Annotated in this window: 9 protein-coding genes and 4 pseudogenes; 8 read left to right on the forward strand and 5 right to left on the reverse strand. The window is 54.7% G+C overall.

From position 1 onward, the window contains the following. Positions 1-51: 51 nt before the first annotated feature. From gyrB to dnaA, 5 genes and pseudogenes are all read right to left on the reverse strand, one after another. Positions 52-2,067, reverse strand: a pseudogene (gene gyrB, locus BBOH_RS07320) (DNA topoisomerase (ATP-hydrolyzing) subunit B); the annotation flags it as partial. A 436-nt stretch (positions 2,068-2,503) separates the two neighbouring features. After that, complete coding sequence (locus BBOH_RS07325) at positions 2,504-2,974, reverse strand: DciA family protein (protein WP_033522538.1); 471 nt, start codon at positions 2,972-2,974, stop codon at positions 2,504-2,506. Positions 2,975-3,363: 389 nt separating this feature from the next. Further along, positions 3,364-4,668: pseudogene (recF, locus tag BBOH_RS09055) on the reverse strand (DNA replication/repair protein RecF); the annotation flags it as partial. A gap of 116 nt (positions 4,669-4,784) precedes the next feature. Further along, entirely contained in the window at positions 4,785-5,909 is a 1,125-nt protein-coding gene (gene dnaN, locus BBOH_RS07335) for a DNA polymerase III subunit beta (protein WP_033522536.1), read from the reverse strand. Between the two features lie 819 nt (positions 5,910-6,728). After that, positions 6,729-7,916, reverse strand: a pseudogene (gene dnaA / locus BBOH_RS09620) (chromosomal replication initiator protein DnaA); the annotation flags it as partial. Between the two features lie 1,073 nt (positions 7,917-8,989). Here dnaA and rpmH point away from each other — a divergent pair. The 8 genes and pseudogenes from rpmH (at position 8,990) to BBOH_RS07385 (ending at position 16,600) form a co-directional block, all read left to right on the forward strand. Continuing rightward, complete coding sequence (rpmH, locus tag BBOH_RS07350) at positions 8,990-9,124, forward strand: 50S ribosomal protein L34 (protein WP_033522530.1); 135 nt, start codon at positions 8,990-8,992, stop codon at positions 9,122-9,124. A gap of 26 nt (positions 9,125-9,150) precedes the next feature. Continuing rightward, positions 9,151-9,498 (forward strand): annotated as a pseudogene (rnpA, locus tag BBOH_RS09320) (ribonuclease P protein component); the annotation flags it as partial. A gap of 434 nt (positions 9,499-9,932) precedes the next feature. Next, on the forward strand, positions 9,933-10,220 hold the full coding sequence (yidD, locus tag BBOH_RS07360; protein WP_044098322.1) for a membrane protein insertion efficiency factor YidD: 288 nt from the start codon (positions 9,933-9,935) through the stop codon (positions 10,218-10,220). 2 nt (positions 10,221-10,222) lie between these two features. Then, entirely contained in the window at positions 10,223-11,245 is a 1,023-nt protein-coding gene (gene yidC / locus BBOH_RS07365) for a membrane protein insertase YidC (protein WP_033522528.1), read from the forward strand. Between the two features lie 172 nt (positions 11,246-11,417). After that, entirely contained in the window at positions 11,418-12,107 is a 690-nt protein-coding gene (locus tag BBOH_RS07370; RefSeq protein ID WP_081930425.1) for a Jag family protein, read from the forward strand. A gap of 675 nt (positions 12,108-12,782) precedes the next feature. Next, positions 12,783-13,469, forward strand: coding sequence for a 16S rRNA (guanine(527)-N(7))-methyltransferase RsmG (rsmG, locus tag BBOH_RS07375; protein WP_033522526.1), 687 nt, complete (start codon positions 12,783-12,785; stop codon positions 13,467-13,469). Positions 13,470-14,007: 538 nt separating this feature from the next. Then, positions 14,008-14,955 carry a ParA family protein gene (locus tag BBOH_RS07380; protein WP_033522524.1) on the forward strand — a complete coding sequence of 316 codons (948 nt, stop codon included), beginning with the start codon at positions 14,008-14,010 and terminating at the stop codon, positions 14,953-14,955. A 1-nt stretch (position 14,956) separates the two neighbouring features. Next, positions 14,957-16,600 (forward strand): ParB/RepB/Spo0J family partition protein, encoded by a 1,644-nt coding sequence (locus BBOH_RS07385; RefSeq protein WP_237743181.1) that lies wholly within the window; start codon positions 14,957-14,959, stop codon positions 16,598-16,600. Positions 16,601-16,741: the final 141 nt, after the last annotated feature.

Below are 16,741 nucleotides of genomic sequence, written 5' to 3' on the forward strand. Positions count from 1 at the left end.
TCGTCATCTTCACCGTCCTCTTAAAGCGCCCACGGAATGGAACCGAATGCATCACGCGTCGATGAAGCGCACATCGTGGGCGTTACGTTGGATGAACAGGCGTCGTGGCTCAACCTCGTCGCCCATCAGCATGGAGAAGGTCTCATCGGCGCGAGCGGCGTCCTCGATGGTCACCTGCTTGAGAATGCGGTGGTCCGGATCCATGGTGGTGCCCCACAGCTCCTGGTAGCTCATCTCGCCCAGACCCTTATAACGCTGGATGCCTTCGCCCTTGGGCAGTTGGCGCCCGGCTTCCTTGCCTTCGGCAAGCACGCGGTCGCGTTCGGCATCGGTGTAGACGAAGCTGTGAGCGCCCTTCGTCCATTTGATGCGGTAGAGCGGGGGCATGGCCACATAAACGTAGCCCGCGTTGATCATCGGCCGCATGTAGCGGAAGAAAAGCGTGAGGTTCAGCGTGGCGATATGGGCGCCGTCCACATCCGCATCGGCCATGATGATGACCTTGTGGTACCGCACCTTGTTGAGATCGAAGTCCTCGCCATAACCGCCACCGACGGCGGTGATGAGCGATTCGATGGTGTCCGACTTCATGATGCGGTCGATCGAGGCACGTTCCGTGTTGAGGATCTTGCCTCGCAGCGGAAGGATAGCCTGCGTGTTCGGGTTACGACCCTGAATGGCCGAGCCGCCTGCGGAATCGCCCTCGACGATGAACAGCTCGCACTCTTCGGGGTTGTTGGACTGACAGTCCTTGAGTTTGTCGGGCATGCCTGCTGTCTCGAACACGGACTTGCGCCGCGTGTTCTCACGGGCCTTCTTCGCGGCGATGCGCGCATGCGAGGCCTCGAGCGCCTTCTGGATGATGTTCTTCGCTTCCTTTGGATTGGCGTCGAACCAGTCACCCAAACGCTCGGTCATCACGCGCTGCACAAAGGTCTTGGCCTCGGAATTGCCCAGCTTGGTCTTGGTCTGCCCCTCGAACTGCGGGTTGGTCAGTTTGACCGAGATCACGGCCGTAAGACCCTCACGCACATCCTCGCCGGAGAGGTTGTCGTCCTTGTCCTTGAGCAGGCCCTTGTCGCGAGCGTACCGGTTGATCAGGCTTGTCAGGGCCGCGCGGAAGCCCTCTTCGTGGGTGCCGCCTTCGGTCGTTGAAATGGTGTTGGCGAAGGTGTGCACGGACTCTGAGTACGCGGCCGTCCACTGCAATGCAATCTCTGCGGAGATGCCAAGCTTCAGATCCTCGGCGTCAAGGTCTATGACCTCTTCCTCGATGGGCGTCGATTTGCGCGACTTCACAAGGTAATCCACGTAATCCTTGATGCCGTTCTCATAACGGTAGGTGACGCTCTGGTTCTTGGTCTGGGGCTCTTCTCCCCGGGCTCCGGCCACTTCGTCACCGGCCATATCCGGCTCGCGCTCGTCGGTCAGGCTGATCTTGAGACCCTTGTTCAGGAATGCCATCTGCTGGAAGCGGCTACGCAGCGTCTCGAAGTCGTACGTGGTCGTCTCGAAAATCGCCGGGTCGGCCCAGAACGTCACAGACGTGCCGGTGGATTCGCCTTCAGTCAGAGCCGCACCCCGCTTGAGGGGAGCAAGGGCCTTCTGGTTCTTGAATTGCTGGATCCAGTGATAGCCCTGACGACGCACGTCCACGTCGATCTCCGTGGAAAGCGCGTTCACAACACTGATGCCCACGCCGTGCAGGCCACCGGAAACGGCATATCCGCCGCCGCCGAACTTGCCGCCCGCATGCAGTTTGGTCATCACCGTCTCAACACCTGAGACGCCTTCACCGGGAACCTCATCGACCGGAATGCCGCGACCGTCATCGACCACGCGCACGCCACCGTCGGCCAAAAGCGTGACCTCGATATGACTGGCGTATCCGGCCAGCGCCTCATCGACGGAGTTGTCGACGATCTCATACACCAAATGATGCAGGCCGCGGGGTCCGGTCGAGCCGATATACATACCCGGGCGGATACGAACCGCCTCGAGCCCTTCGAGCACCCGTAGGTCGCTTGCGTCGTAGTGGTCGGGCGACAGTGAGTCGTCCAACTGCTGGTCAGTAGACGCGCTGAGGGCGTCAGTGTCTTTTGTCGTTTGGTCTTCGGTCACAACATCACCGTTGGCGCCCTTTTTGACGTCGTTCGGCTCCTCCACATGTTCCGCAGAATCTGCCACAAGGTTCCTTCCCGCATTTTGCCCGCACGAAAGGGTTCCGACGAGCGCGATACCCTCTAAAACGCCAATAATGGGACTTTAGAGAGATTTAACCATATACTGGTATTTTACTTGGATACAGGGACTTTTCAGCGTGATAACCCTTAGCGTTATTCGCGTTCTCGTTGAGGGGTTCACTGCCTTCAGCGGGCGCCGTGGAGCCTGGCTCCTTCGCTCGATTCGATGCTCATATGGACGTTGTGGGATGGCGTGCATCCCAAAGATCGTGGGATCGTGTCGGCTTATCGGCCGAATAACGCCTGATCCGAGTCGCTGCCTACCTGGTGAATCGGCCGCGAGAAAAATGGTGGGACTGCGGGCCGGTGACGCGAATCTCGCGTATTTCCAGCCCCGGCAACCGCTGGCGGAGCGTTGCGATGAGCTGTGGCTTCAGGTATGTCAGCTGCGTGGTCCAGCTATTCGATTCCGCTCGGATGGTGAGCACCCCGTCGTTGAAACCGACGACATCGGAGTGCCGGGCGATTGCTTCACCCACCACCTGATCCCAATGATTACGCAGCTGCGCCAGTCGAAGGTGGAGGGTCCAGCCGCCGTTTTCGGCGATCGAGGACATGACACCGCCGAGCTTGTCCGGCTCGCGGCCGGGCTTGCCGAAATTCTCCCACGCCTCTTGCTCTCGACGTCGCCAATTCGCGCGACGCTCCGAGTATGCGGTGGCATGTTCGAAAACCTCGGCGGGGAGTTTGCTGGGGTTGAGGTGCAGCATAACGTCGATGGGCTCGTTCATTCCACCGCGCCTTTGTCGCCTGTGGCGCCCGGAGCGCCCAAACCGTCATGAGGCTCTTCGGCGTCGTTTCGTCCGGCTTGAGGACGGCTCGAACGAGCGTTGTCCGATTCGTTCGCCCGAACGGAGCCACCTTGCCCGGCTGCGTCGAAGCCGGTATTGGATTTATCTTGTTCCTTATCGGAACCGTCGGAAACCGCCGCATTGCCGTCAAGGGGTCCCTTCGCGTTCCCGGAATTCCCAACCTCTCTTTTGAAAGGCGAGAAGTTGTGAGAAACGTTGATTTGCCCGCCCCGGTCAGTCACCTCGCCTTGGGCCGCGTGCGCGTCGGATCCCAGCACATTTCGCAATTGCGCCACCAACGCCTCATTCTCGTCAGTCACCTCGGTTTTCAGTCCGGCTACGTCGATGGCATTGACATTCCGCTCTTTCATGATGCGCGAGGGCACATCACCGAGGGACGCCACGGTGAGCAGGACCTGGTCCTGAGCCAGGGCAAAATCAAGAATCTGGCTGCGACGCGCATCGTCAAGTTGCGCGAACACGTCATCCAGAATGATGATCGGCTTGGTGCCGACCACGCTCGAGACCTCGTAATAAAGCGCCATCTTGAGTGCGAGCGCCAGCGTCCACATCTCGCCGTTGGAGGCGAATTCCTTGGCCGGCGCTCCTTCAAGGCTGATGGTCAGCTCATCGCGGTGCGGTCCGATCAGATTGCGGCCGCGTGCTACTTCACCGGCGTATAACCGTTGAAAGTGCCTGCTGATTTCAGGCTCCGGCGCATCAGACTCAAGGACCTCGTCGAACGAGGGCTCGTAGGAAAGGTCCGCGTGTTGTTCGGCTCCGGCCAGACGGTCGTAGATTTGTCCGAAATGACGTGCCAGACGGTTCACCAGTTCACGTCTGGCACGTGTCAATTTGACGCCCGCTTTGATGAATTGCCCAGTCCACACTTCGAGTCCGCTGAGTGCCGTCTGTCGTTCGTCGAGTGACTCCTCGCGTGCACCCAGCTGTTTGAGCAGTGCTACGCGTTGTTTTGCGATTTTATTGAATTCCGAGGCGATGGGCGAGTATTGGGGGTCGAGAAGGGCCGCCGCCTGATCGAGGAAGCCTCGACGTGCCCTTGGGTCCGCCGTGATTAGGCTCTGATCGTCCGGCGCGAAGGAGACGCTCGGTACTCTGCCGACGATATCGCGCATATATAGGGCATTGCCGTTGTTGATGCGTCCACGATTGGCGCCGTGGGCGGCAATGGTTACTTCGTAGGTCGTGCTTTGGCCGTTAATCGGATCCTGAGGTTCATGCTGCTGGGCATTTGGCTGAGCGCTTGAGCCCGGCTTTGAACCGTGCTTGCGATGAGTGTCCGGGTCGTCGTTCAAGGCATCAGTTTCCGAAACGGCGCCTTTTTTTTCATTGCTTCGGGAATATGCGGAATCGGCATCATCCTGGATGGCATCATCGTCGGTTCCGTCGCTGACATTCGCCCGAATCGTTGCTTTATTCTGGCCTCGTTCGACCAATGGCAACGAACTGGAAACCCGATGGCTCGACCCGGTCGAGAGGACTTCGACGGCCTCGACGATATTGGTCTTGCCCAGCCCATTGGCCCCGTGAAGGATATTGACGCCGGGAGCGAGGTCCATGACCAGCTGCCCCCAGGAGCGGAAGTGGTCGAGCGCCAGACGTGATATGTACACTCTGCTCCTCCCCGAATCAACGCCTTTTATGAGTAAAACGATATTATGCAATGATATATACCTTACGGTGTTCACTAAATTCGTCGGATAATTAGTGCACACCGTAAGGTATCTGTTTAGTTGTTGAACCTCATCGGCACCAGCAGATAGCGGTAGTTCTTCGATTCATCCGAATCGGCCTCCTGCTGCCCGTTGAACTCGACCGGTTTGACGGCGGTCGTCATCTTCATCCTCACGAACGGCTCGGTGATGGCGCCCAGACCTTCGATGAGGTACGACGGATTGAATGCCACGGTGATGTCCTGGCCATCCATGTCAATGTCGAGCATCTCCTTGGCCTGGGACTCATCCGCGGTACCGGCCGAAAGCGTAAGATTCTGACCCTCAAAGACCATGCGGATAGGTGCATTGCGTTCCGCGACAAGAGCCACCCGCTTGATTGCGTCGAGTAGCTTCTGGCGATCGATCACCGCCTCGATCGGGTAATCGTCGGCAAAGAGCCTGTCGACGGTGGGGAATTCGCCGTCAATGAGCTGCGACGTGGAAACACGGCCGGCGTTTTCAAAGCCGAGAAGCGACGGACTTTCCACATCAAAACCGATGGTTACGTTCTGGTGCTCATCGACGGATCTTGCCACGTCGCGCAACAATGACCCCCGGACCAAGGTCTGCGTATCAATGTCGGCATTTTCGGGGCTCCAGGTAAACGTCGAGCGGGAAAGACGGAAGCGGTCGGTGGCCGTCATGATGACCTGGTCGCCCTGGAACTGAATACGCACCCCGGTCAAAACCGGCCGGTTCTCCTCACGTGACACCGCGACCGAAGCCTGGGAAATCGCCTCGACGAAGGTCGGCGCATCCACCTGACCAAGCACCGGAGGAATCTCCGGGAGATCAGGATACTCGGATTCGGGCATGAGTTGCAGCGTGAACGTTGATTTGCCCGATGAAATCGTCAAGGTGTTGCCAGAGGTGGTGAGGTAGGCCTTTTCCTGAGGTAAGGATTTGGTGATATCCGCAAGCAGTTTGCCCTGAACCAGTACGGCTCCCGGTTCGTCTATGCCCGCTTCGATGTGATGGCGGGCTGAAATTTCATAGTTAAATGCGGATAGTTGCAATGTTCCGTCAACCGCTTCAAGACGGACACCCGCGAGAATCGGGTTGGCCGGCCGCGCGGCGATGACTCTTGTCGTCCATGCCACGGCCTCTGCAAGGGAGGTGGAGTTGATTTCTACTTTCATGTGTTCCTGCTTTCGATGTATTCGTTAGTTGTCATTCTACTGGCTTTTGAGCTGACTGAAGGTTGCTTTTAGAGCAGACGAATTTTGAAATGCGTTTATCGGGTAATTTATGACGATGATCTTAAAGGATTGAAGTAGTAGCCGTAGTAATAAGCACCGTGGATATGTGGATAAAGGTTCGGAACATTGACGGCAAGCGGGTTTCCACTCAGTGACGCTATGTGGATAACTCTTGCGGAGATTGTGGATAAAAGCCTAAGTTATCCACCGAGATGGTTTTGCAAAAAAATTATCCACACAAAACGTGCCTTTATCAACGAGTTGTCCACCAAAAAACAGGCGTCCGTCAACGACTTATTCGCAGGATTTACCCACAATTGTGAATAACGCTGTGGATAACTTTTTCTTCTAAAAACTCACAGCCGGGTGTGTCGCGGTGGATAATTCTCGAAAAGGCAGTTCCGCTCCGTGAGCGGCTTCGAGCTGATTCGACGGTCGTTTTCACTGCTAACGCTGGTCAAAACGACGAACGGTGTGGCTACGTGCAGAGGCCACACATGCTTCACTTCGCCAACCTCGTATCCTTGTTCATCGGCAAGCGTCATTTCCTTCGCATGATTTGTTCCGCAGTGCAAGCGAGCGTACGGAGATAACACTATTGAGTTGTGAAATGGGCACAAAACGAAGGGTCTGTAATCGGTCTCGGATATTCGGTCGACTAAGCGCGGCGACGATCGATGAACTTAGTGAACGTCAAGCGTCGGTGATCCGCCGACGAGGGGATTGGATGATTCTGCTGTGATCTCGTCCGATTTTCGTTTATTCGTCGGAATGCTGCTTCAAACGCACGGTCAATTCCATCACGTAGTTGTAGATCTCCTGTTTTTCCTGCATCTCGTCGGAAATGCGCGTGTATGCATGCATTACGGTTGTGTGGTCGCGTCCGCCGAACACCTCGCCGATATCCACCAGGCTCATGCTGGTCATCTCACGAGCCAGATACATTGCGATCTGTCGCGCCAACGCCACGTTTTTGGTGCGTGCTCGACCCACAAGGTCATCGAAAGTCAGGTGGAAGTACTTGGCCACCTGACCGATGATGTCGGTTGGCTTGATTTCCACGTCGGAGCTAAAGAAGTCTTGCAGCGTCTGCTCTGCAAGGGACCGCGAAACCGGTTGGCTGCTCAACGACGCCACTGCGGTCACGCGCGTGAGGGCCCCCTCGAGCTCGCGGATGTTTTCGGTGAACCGTTCGGCGATCAGGTCGAGAACGTCGTTCGGGATGGAGGTGTGGTTCATGCTCGCCATCATCCGCAGAATTGCGATTCGCGTTTCCAGATCCGGCGGCTTGACGTCAACGGTCAGCCCCGATTCGAAGCGCGAGATGAGCCGGGCCTCGAACCCTTTGAGATTTTTCGGAGCCACGTCCGAGGCGATCACGATGCGCTTGTTGGCTTGGTACAGCGCGTTGAACGTATGGAAGAACTGCTCCAGAGTGGCCTCTTTACCGCCAAGGAACTGAATGTCGTCGATCAGCAGCACGTCGACCTGCCGGTAGCGGCGGTTGAATGCGGCGATCTGACCCTGGGACTGGCTGGGGTTCTGCAACGCCTCGATGAATTCGTTGGTGAATTCCTCACTGGTGACGTAGCGCACTTTAAGATTGCGGTCCTTGACCAGCGCATAGTTGCCGATTGCGTTGAGCAGGTGCGTTTTCCCAAGACCCGAGCCGCCGTAAATACACAACGGGTTGAAGTCCTTGCCGCTGCCTTCCGCGACTGCCAGTGCGACCGTGCGCGCGAACCGGTTGGAATCACCGGGCACGAATGTGTCGAATGTTGCGGCTTTGTTCAGGTGCGTCTGCGGATCCCGAAGGAATTTCTGTTGGTCGACGTCGAACGGTTCAGCCGCTGACGGCGCTTCTGCCGGTTGTTGCCGGCTGAATTCCTCAGTCGGTCCGTTTCCGCTTAGGGCACGTTCATGCATCGTGTTCGCGTCGGGCTGGGATTGTATGAAATCCGCGGCATTCTGACGAATCGCCTGGTGCATCCCGTCCATTTCGCGGCGTTGTCTTAGTTGCGCGGCCGACAGTCCCTCAAAACGAGGATCACGTTGTGAGGGCAGACCGGCGAACGTGGGCTGCACAGCCTGGGTCGGAGCCGCCTCATGGTTGGAATTCCTTTGCTGTTCGCCGCTGATTGCGACGGACCTGTCGTCAGCTTGTTGATTGTGGTTTATGGAAGTCGCTGCTTGCGGCGGATTCGTTGCCTGGAAGGATGACGATGATGGTGATTCCTGCAATCTCTGCTCGGTCTGAACAGCCTGGCCTGGATTCATGGTTGCCGGGGCCATGCCGCTGATCGAAGGGCTCATCGTGTCGTTGTCGTTACGCAAATCAGCCGATTGCGGCTCCATAGGTTCCGTCGTCGGTTCGTTGGGTGCAACGCGGAATGCCGGAAACATGTCATGACCGGTGCTCGCCTTGAGTGCACGTAACAGAGCAGGGTTCAGCTCGCTTTGCAGCGCCTGCTGTGTCGCGTCGCTTGAAACACGAAGTACGATCGTGGGGCCGAATACCCCCTCGGGCACAACGTCTTCCAGCCAACCTTGCCCTCGTGGCGTAACGGAAACATCTTTGCGCAAAATGCCCAGTGTGTCGTTCCAGATTTCGATGGCGAGGGTTTTGGGGTCGCTCGATTGTGCCTCCATGGTCCCCTCCCGTCTTATCATCCGTGTCTTTACGACTGTTACGGCAGCATGGCGCCAGCCGTTACACACTGCTCATGCATAGGTAGTTCTTTTCTACTCCTACGCCGGGAAGTTATCCACAGCCTTGCGTGTTGGGATTATTCAAATGTGAATAACATGCTTGTAATTTGTGGATAACTTTGTGCCGTTTCGTTGACGTACCGCGGTTTTGGCGTGTTCACGCCATTTTTGCATTACCGACGTTTTCCGATGCCATGCGCTGAAAAACGTGAGCGTGTTTTGACTTGAGACCAGGGGTAAGAGTAATTTGGTAGAGCTTGACTCATGAGGAAGCCGTGTTGATGCACGGCTAAAAAATCGGGAGCGTTATTATGAAGAGGACATTCCAGCCGAACAACCGTCGTCGTCACATGAAGCACGGATTCCGTGAGCGCATGCGTACTCGCAGCGGCCGCGCGGTCATCAACCGTCGTCGCGCCAAGGGCCGCAAGTCCCTGACCGTCTGATATCATTCACGGCCAAGGCGCCGGGCATGGAGCGGCTTCAAAGTCATCGGGACTTCGTCCGGGTGCTGAAACGCCGGGCGAAAGTTTCCGAAAAGGACATCGTCGTGCATTTTCTGGTGTGCGACGATGCTTCTTGTGACACCCAACAAGTGCGGCAGAGGCGTCGACTTGGGCTCGCCGTGGCTAAGAACGTCGGTAATGCCGTAACCCGTAACACCATCAAGCGACGTTTTCGGGTATTGGCCAGACGGTATGAAGACCGGCTGCCGGCACGTTGCGATGTGGTGATGCGTGCGAAACCCGGTATCGAGCGTACCCAGTTCACCGAACTCGACCGGCAGGTCGCGCAACTTTTTGATGCGATCGGGCATAAGGCTAGGCATATGCGCGAATCACACGGGCGCGGCGCACTCAAGGATTCCGGTCAGCAACACGTTGCGACGTCGATCGGGTCTGATTTGTTCCGGGCGGATCGGATGGCGGTCGGCGCCTGCAACGGCACCGGCGATACTGGTCGCGGTGCGGGAACGCCAGGCGTTACCGCCGACCATGATTCAATGCCCGTCGATCCGAATGCGCTCGATTGCATCGAGCCCAACTCGTTGTCGGTTCCTCCCGTCGTCAGAGACGGTCCGGACGCGGTCTTTGCCGAAGCGAAACGAGGTGACTGACAATGGGACCGGATAGCATGACGCGGCAAGATCGCGTCCGTTTGAATACTGTTCCGCTTGGCAAAAGCGCGATGCCGGGTGCTCCAAAGGTCAGGGATTTCGTCGTTTTATGCGGCTCCATCGGACAATCCGCTGCAATCCGTGCAATTCGGTGGTATCAACGTACCATTTCTGCGCATAATCCCCCCTGTTGCAAATACTATCCTTCGTGTTCCAATTATGCATTACAGTCTTTCGAACGATATGGGCTGTTGCGTGGGGGACTGCTGTCTCTATTGCGTCTGTTGCGTTGCCGGCCTTGGAGCCTTGGCGGCATCGACGATGTGCCGCAACGTTTTTCGCTGTTTTATCGATTTTCCTGGTCCAAAGCTCATGAAGAGCCTCGACTGACACCACTTGTTTCGGGTGAGAAGGAGACTGCCTGACAATGTTCGTAAATCCTGACTATAACAACTTCCTTTTGGATCGCGGCTTTTTCGGTTGGATCTATAAGATACTCACGCCGATTGAGTGGCTGATGACGCAGATCATGGCCTTGTTCCACAAGCTGTTGACGATGCTTGGCATGCCTGCAATCGGTCTGTCGTGGATCTTCTCCATCGTATTTCTCGTGCTGATCGTCCACGCGATCATCCTGCCGATGTACATCAAACAGATGCGTTCGATGGCTCGCATGCAGGCGTTGCAGCCCAAAATGATGAAGATCCAGAACAAATACAGGGGCAAGACCGACCAGGCCAGCAAAGAGGCCATGAGCCGCGAAACCATGAAGCTCTATCAGGACAACAAGGTCAACCCGATGGGTTCGTGCCTGCCAATGCTTATCCAGGGTCCTGTGTTCATGTGCATGTTCTACATGCTTTCGGCCATCCCGTATATCGCCCATGGCTCACGCAGCTCGCTCGGTGCGTTCGATATGGCCACGGCAAAAGAATTCTCGTCCACCACGTTATTCGGCGTGGACGTCGCCAGCGTCTTCGCGCAGAATGACTTATCCGGCAAGATTGTCATCGGCATTTTCACCGCGTTGATGTGCGCCGCAATGTGGTACATGCAGTTCAACAACATGCGTAAGAACCTGCCCAAGGAGTCGATGGAAGGCTCTCAATACAAGATGCAGCAAGCCATGACCTGGGTGTTTCCGCTGATGTACATCTTCTCGGCAATTAGCATGCCGTTCGCCGTGTTGGTTTACTGGCTGACCAACAACATTTGCAACATGTTGCGTTCGCTGTGGCAGGTTCGAGAATTCCCGACCCCGGGTTCACCTGCCGACAAGGAGAAGAAGCGTCGTGAACATGAACATGAGAACGCCCGCCGCGCGAAGGCCGGGGAGCCTTCCATCGAGGAAGAAAAGCTCATTCTTGCTCGGGAAGATGCCAAGCGCCGTGAAGAAGAGGGCTTCCAGCGTCAGCAGCCGAAGCGGCGTAAGAACAAGAAGAAGCGTTAGCGATGACTCATGTGTGCTGCAATGTTTCACGTGAAACATGAGCGGAGTGGCATGGTCGGAATCATGGTCGAGCAGTGAATGCATGAACCAAGAGTTGACGTGGCGTAGCATCAGTCGACCATGATGCCGGCAATAGGTTAGACTTTTAGTAACTGGCATAAAGGAGTACAATATGACAATTGATGAAGGGAAGACGGTCGAACAGCTCAACGATGAAGCTGATATCGCCGCCGACTATCTCGAGGGGCTTCTGGACATCGTCGATTATGAAGGCGACATCGAGATGAGCATCCGAAACCATCGTCCGAATATTCAGATCGTGGCGGACGATGACGAGGACATCAAGCATCTCATTGGTCGCAATGGTGAAGTGGTCGACGCGCTTCAGCTATTGACTCGGCTTGCGGTGCAACAAAAAACAGGCGAACGTTCCCGTCTGATTCTTGACGTCGATGGTTATCTCAAGAAGCGTCGTGAGCGTTTGCGCGACGTGGCGCTTGATGCCGTCGATGAAGTGCGTGAAACCGGTGAGCCTGTCGATCTCAAGCCCATGAACTCCTTCGAGCGTAAAGTCGTGCATGATCTGGTGCGTGAGGAAGGACTCAAATCACGGTCGCACGGTGAGGAACCGAATCGTCATGTCACGATTTATATGAAGGCAAGCGAAGAGATCGACGACAGCGTTGAGGATGAATCCGATGTCGAAGAGTTCGAACGGGATGAATCTCCCCGCAGTCGTCGTTCGCCCCGTTCCTTCCGTCATGCCAACGCCGATTTCGAAGAGCCGGTTGACTCTGCCGTCGATGTGAACGGTGGGACGGAAGATGAGTTGATCGATGATGCCGATTTTGTTGAGGAGTGACTGCCGCTTCTGATCGTTCGTTTTCATTACCACTGTAACGGTTATCGTGGGTAGGGGTTTCTGGCTTTACCCACGATTTTCATGTTCTGAACGTTGATTCCGTAATGTTTCACGTGAAACATTCATGGGCTCGCTGACCAATGGTTTTATGATTGGCAAACGGTCAGCATTGTGCCCGGTGGTTTCGCATTGAAGTCGAGGATTTCGTTTCCGCTTCTGCCTATACGAGGTGTTCTGCCCGTTTTATGCGCTTCGCTCTCAGGGCTCAGTTTTGCTCCCGGAATGTATGTTGTTGCTTTCGTTTTTTGCTGGCCGGTTCGAATCCTTGCTTTTCTAAATATTGTCGGTCGGAACCATGCCGTTTTATTCATGTACCGATACTGCTATGTGCCGCTATGTGTTTTATATCGAATAGCCTGTGTCCTTGCTGCTTTGCCTTTTGCTGACCGTAAGTTTTACGGATTTGCATGGAAGATCGTAGTTTTTGCTTAGGCACAGCGAATAAGGCTGCATCGATTCCGAGTCAAGAAATGAACAGGCAGTTTTGACATCCGAAACACCCGCACGATGAAAGCGGTCTTCGGCAGATTACGATGAAGAAGGTCACGGTCATACATGGTTCATGGTCGGCTAGTACAATTAAAACATAATGCCGAACTATGCGAAAAGGTTGTCATGAGTATTGAAATGCACACAGATGATGAATTGAATCAGTCGTCGATTCTTGAGTCCATACTCGGACAGGCTCTGGGGCCGTTGCGGACTTTCTATAACAAACTCGCGACGGAGGGGGAGGAACGTGGGCTCATAGGGCCACGGGACGTCAATATATTATGGGAACGGCATATTCTGAATTCAGCTGCGGTGGTCCCCTTCATCAGCGAGGCGTTGGATGCTCCTCGTTCACATTCCATTGCCGATATTGGCAGTGGCGGCGGTTTTCCGGGCTTGATTGTCGCGGCATGTCTTCCGGATAAGGACGTCACCCTTATTGAGCCGATGGAGCGGAGAGTCATCTGGCTCAATGAATGTGTACATGAGATGGAACTTACCAATGTTGAAGTGGTCAGAGCACGTTCTGAGCAGGTCATCGGCCAGATCAAACGGCATGGCTCCGTTCACCCGTTCGGCGTCGTCACTTGCCGAGCCGTAGCCCCGATGACAAAACTTGCAGGATGGACGTTACCGCTGCTTCAACACGGTGGTAGATTGATTGCGCTTAAAGGTCGCTCAGCTTCTGAGGAAATAGCCAAAGCGTCCAAGGAGATCAAAAAAAACGGTGGGTTTGACCCCCAAGTTCGCCAAGCGCCTGTAGCGGACGGCTTCGAGCCGACAACCGTCGTAATTGTCGAGAAGCGATGATGTATCGGCATGGATTGTTTCACGTGAAACAATCCATGCGGGTCATTGTTATTGTCGGCGGGAAGGTATGTGCGTTCTCCCGACGGGATAAGGCGTATTGTTGAAGGAGAATGTCGTTACTTGTGTCCCGATGAAAATATGAGCGCTTCAAGATCGACGCATTTATCATTTTGCGCCAATTAGGGTGTGTTGGGTCAGGCACATGCTGGTATGTCTGTGTTGGGAAGCAGTCTTCAAAATCGAGTTATCCACATTTCGCGTCGGTCTGCCGACTTATCCACATTTTTTATGGTTTCGATGCATGTCGTAGCATAAGCGCGTCATTCCAAGCAAAAAACATGTCCAAACAAGTCGTTCCTCGAATTGCCTCATTAAGTTATGCACAGTTATCCACAGTTATTCACATTATCGATAAACGTGGGTCAGACGGTTTTTCTGTCCATACGAATGAGGAAACTTGAAATAGTAAGAATGAACGAGAACGCCGCGTGATTCCATAGTTTGCGATTGCCGGTGATACTTATGGGAGTTTAAGTATATGGAGTCAGCTGAGGAGACCATCAGGCGTATATTCGGTGGTGATGACAGTTCACTGGGCTCAAGCCTGTTCGAACTGTCGGCTCGGTACGAAAAAATCAACAAGACGCGATTTCCAAAGCCTAAACAAACCAGGTATATCGCTGTAGCCAATCAAAAAGGTGGGGTCGGCAAAACAACCACCACCGTCAACATTGCCGCGGCTCTGGCCAACAGTGGGGCCAAAGTCCTTGTCGTTGATATGGATCCGCAGGGCAATGCATCCACTGCCCTCGGCATCAAGCATGGATTGGATCAACCTTCTGTCTACGATGTGCTGGAAGGTCGCAAAACCATTGCAATGGTGAAACAGACATGCCCTGATTTCCCCACGCTCGAGGTGGTGCCTTCCTCCATCAATCTCAGTGGAGCCGAACTTGAAGTGGCTGATTTGGCGAATCGCAACGATTTGCTTAAGTCCGCCTTAGAGGAGTTCATGGCACAGGAAGGCGTACACATGGATTATGTTCTTGTTGATTGCCCTCCAAGTTTGGGACTTCTTGTTATCAATGCCATGTGCGCCGTCAATGAGGTGCTTATTCCAATTCAGGCAGAATACTATGCGTTGGAGGGCCTGGGACAGCTGATCCATACGATAAGCCTGGTTCAAGCGCATTATAATCCTATGTTGATCGTTTCCACGATGCTGGTCACGATGTTCGATCGCCGCACAATTTTGAGCAAGGAAATATACGACAAGGTACGCGAGCATTATCCGACAATCACCCTGAAAACGACGATCCCACGAAGCGTCAAGATTTCTGAAGCGCCGAGCTATCAGCAGAGTGTTGTTGCATATGAGCCCAAGGGAACAGGCGCTGTGAGTTATCGTGAGGCCGCATTGGAGATTGCCCGTAAGTCGCCGGTTGTGTTGGCGGAGCTTGAGGCAAAGAAGCAGGGGAGGAACTGATATGACTGCGAAATCACGTCTTGGGAAGGGACTTGGTGCGCTATTCCCGCCACTGCCGGGCGAGGAAGATACGGCTTTCCCGAGTAATGGGTTTTCTGATAATGTTTCACGTGAAACAATTAATGAACCGGCTTCACCTCAGGAAGAGCCGAAGCAAAAAAAGCAGCTACGTAACAGCAAGAATTCTGACCGCGGCACGAGGCCGTCATCACAGAAATCGCGGGCGCAGAGCAAGCATGACGTCGTCTCGCGGAAGGTCGCTACCGATCATGAACATGTCATGGATCTGACCGCCGCCTCGACGCAAGAGGCGGAAACTGAAATTGTTTCACGTGAAACAATCGACCGAAATTCCACTAAAATGGTTTCTTCGGATAAACCGGAGGAGCATTCGAGAAGTCGTAGTCAGAGTTCGGATACGCAAAGACGACCAAGTAAGGACGGAATCGAAACCGACAACCGCAACAATGGGGTTGAAGGCGCTGTGAATCATGCGGATAGCGGCTTTTCATCTGAGAAAAGCGGAACGGGTGACAAACAAAAGCACAAGTCGATCGGCGGGGAAACGCAGGTTTCATCTCGCAATGTTTCACGTGAAACATCCAAGCAAGCCATACGGAAGAGGAATCACATACCGGCGATTAAGGATATGGCCCGCCCCAGTGATGTCTTTTTCGGCGGCGTCTCCGATGTCGTCAAGAAACCGAACGACGGTCGTCGCTCGGCAGTTGCCGATCAGGTGGCACGGCGCGAGAAAAGCGACTTGAAACCAGTGGCGGGTGGCTATCTGGCCGAGTTGCGATTGGATCAGATCGGACCCAACGTGCAGCAACCCCGTACCATCTTTGATGAAGATGAACTGCGGGAGCTGTCTGCGTCGATTCTGGAAGTCGGTGTTCTTGAACCCGTGGTGGTTCGCAAGCGGCCGGTGAATGAGTCCCTGCCGGCGGATCGCACTGGCGAGGAGGGAATGGGCAGCGAATACGAGCTCATCATGGGTGAACGTCGCTGGCGTGCGTCGAAGCTTGCCGGCTTGAAATCCATGCCTGCCATCGTCAAAACCACCACTGATGAGCACATGCTACGTGACGCGTTGCTTGAAAACCTTCATCGTGTGGCGCTGAATCCGCTGGAAGAGGCCGCCGCATATCAACAAATGATGAGCGATTTCGGGATGACTCAGGAACAGCTGTCCCGGTCCGTCTCTAAATCCAGACCACAGATTGCCAATATGCTCCGTCTTCTGAATCTGCCCGGATCGGTGCAGAAAAAAGTGGCGGCCGGCGTGCTTTCGGCCGGGCATGCACGGGCTTTGCTAGGACTTTCTTCACCGGAAGACATGGAAAAACTCGCCAATCGTGTTATAGCCGAGGGACTGTCCGTACGGAGCACCGAAGAAATCGTGTCCATGAAAATGGATTCCGGTGCTAAGTCCAAAAAAAGTCTGGTCAGTAAGGCCGGTTTCTGGAATGGATCTCCGGTTCAGCAGGGCCTTGAAAACAGATTCGATACGAAAGTGAACATCAAAGGCAACAAGAAAAGCGGACGAATCGAAATAGTGTTCTCTTCTCCTGAAGATATGGATCGTATTTTGGGGTTGCTGATGCCCCACAATGATGAGAATCACAAGGATGGCTGGGTGTGAGAACCGAGCAGGAGCTCTGAAATGCAGTCAGGTGGGGCGCAGGAGCGCCGCACCTGTGCAAAACCGTAGGATCCAGGTGGAAACAAGGATAAATTGTTGAACCTGTGGTTCTACGGTGAACAAGTTCGATACGTAATGAAC

The sequence above is a fragment of the Bifidobacterium bohemicum DSM 22767 genome, from assembly GCF_000741525.1.
Taxonomy (GTDB): Bacteria; Actinomycetota; Actinomycetes; order Actinomycetales; family Bifidobacteriaceae; genus Bifidobacterium; species Bifidobacterium bohemicum.

What these genes read in the sequence shown, in the direction of transcription:
- yidC (WP_033522528.1), top strand. Translation starts at nt 10,223, where the DNA reads ATGTTCGTAAATCCTGACTATAACAACTTCCTTTTGGATCGCGGCTTT.
- BBOH_RS07325 (WP_033522538.1), bottom strand. Translation starts at nt 2,974, where the DNA reads ATGAACGAGCCCATCGACGTTATGCTGCACCTCAACCCCAGCAAACTC.
- BBOH_RS07385 (WP_237743181.1), top strand. Translation starts at nt 14,957, where the DNA reads ATGACTGCGAAATCACGTCTTGGGAAGGGACTTGGTGCGCTATTCCCG.
- BBOH_RS07370 (WP_081930425.1), top strand. Translation starts at nt 11,418, where the DNA reads ATGACAATTGATGAAGGGAAGACGGTCGAACAGCTCAACGATGAAGCT.
- BBOH_RS07380 (WP_033522524.1), top strand. Translation starts at nt 14,008, where the DNA reads ATGGAGTCAGCTGAGGAGACCATCAGGCGTATATTCGGTGGTGATGAC.
- rpmH (WP_033522530.1), top strand. Translation starts at nt 8,990, where the DNA reads ATGAAGAGGACATTCCAGCCGAACAACCGTCGTCGTCACATGAAGCAC.
- dnaN (WP_033522536.1), bottom strand. Translation starts at nt 5,909, where the DNA reads ATGAAAGTAGAAATCAACTCCACCTCCCTTGCAGAGGCCGTGGCATGG.
- rsmG (WP_033522526.1), top strand. Translation starts at nt 12,783, where the DNA reads ATGAGTATTGAAATGCACACAGATGATGAATTGAATCAGTCGTCGATT.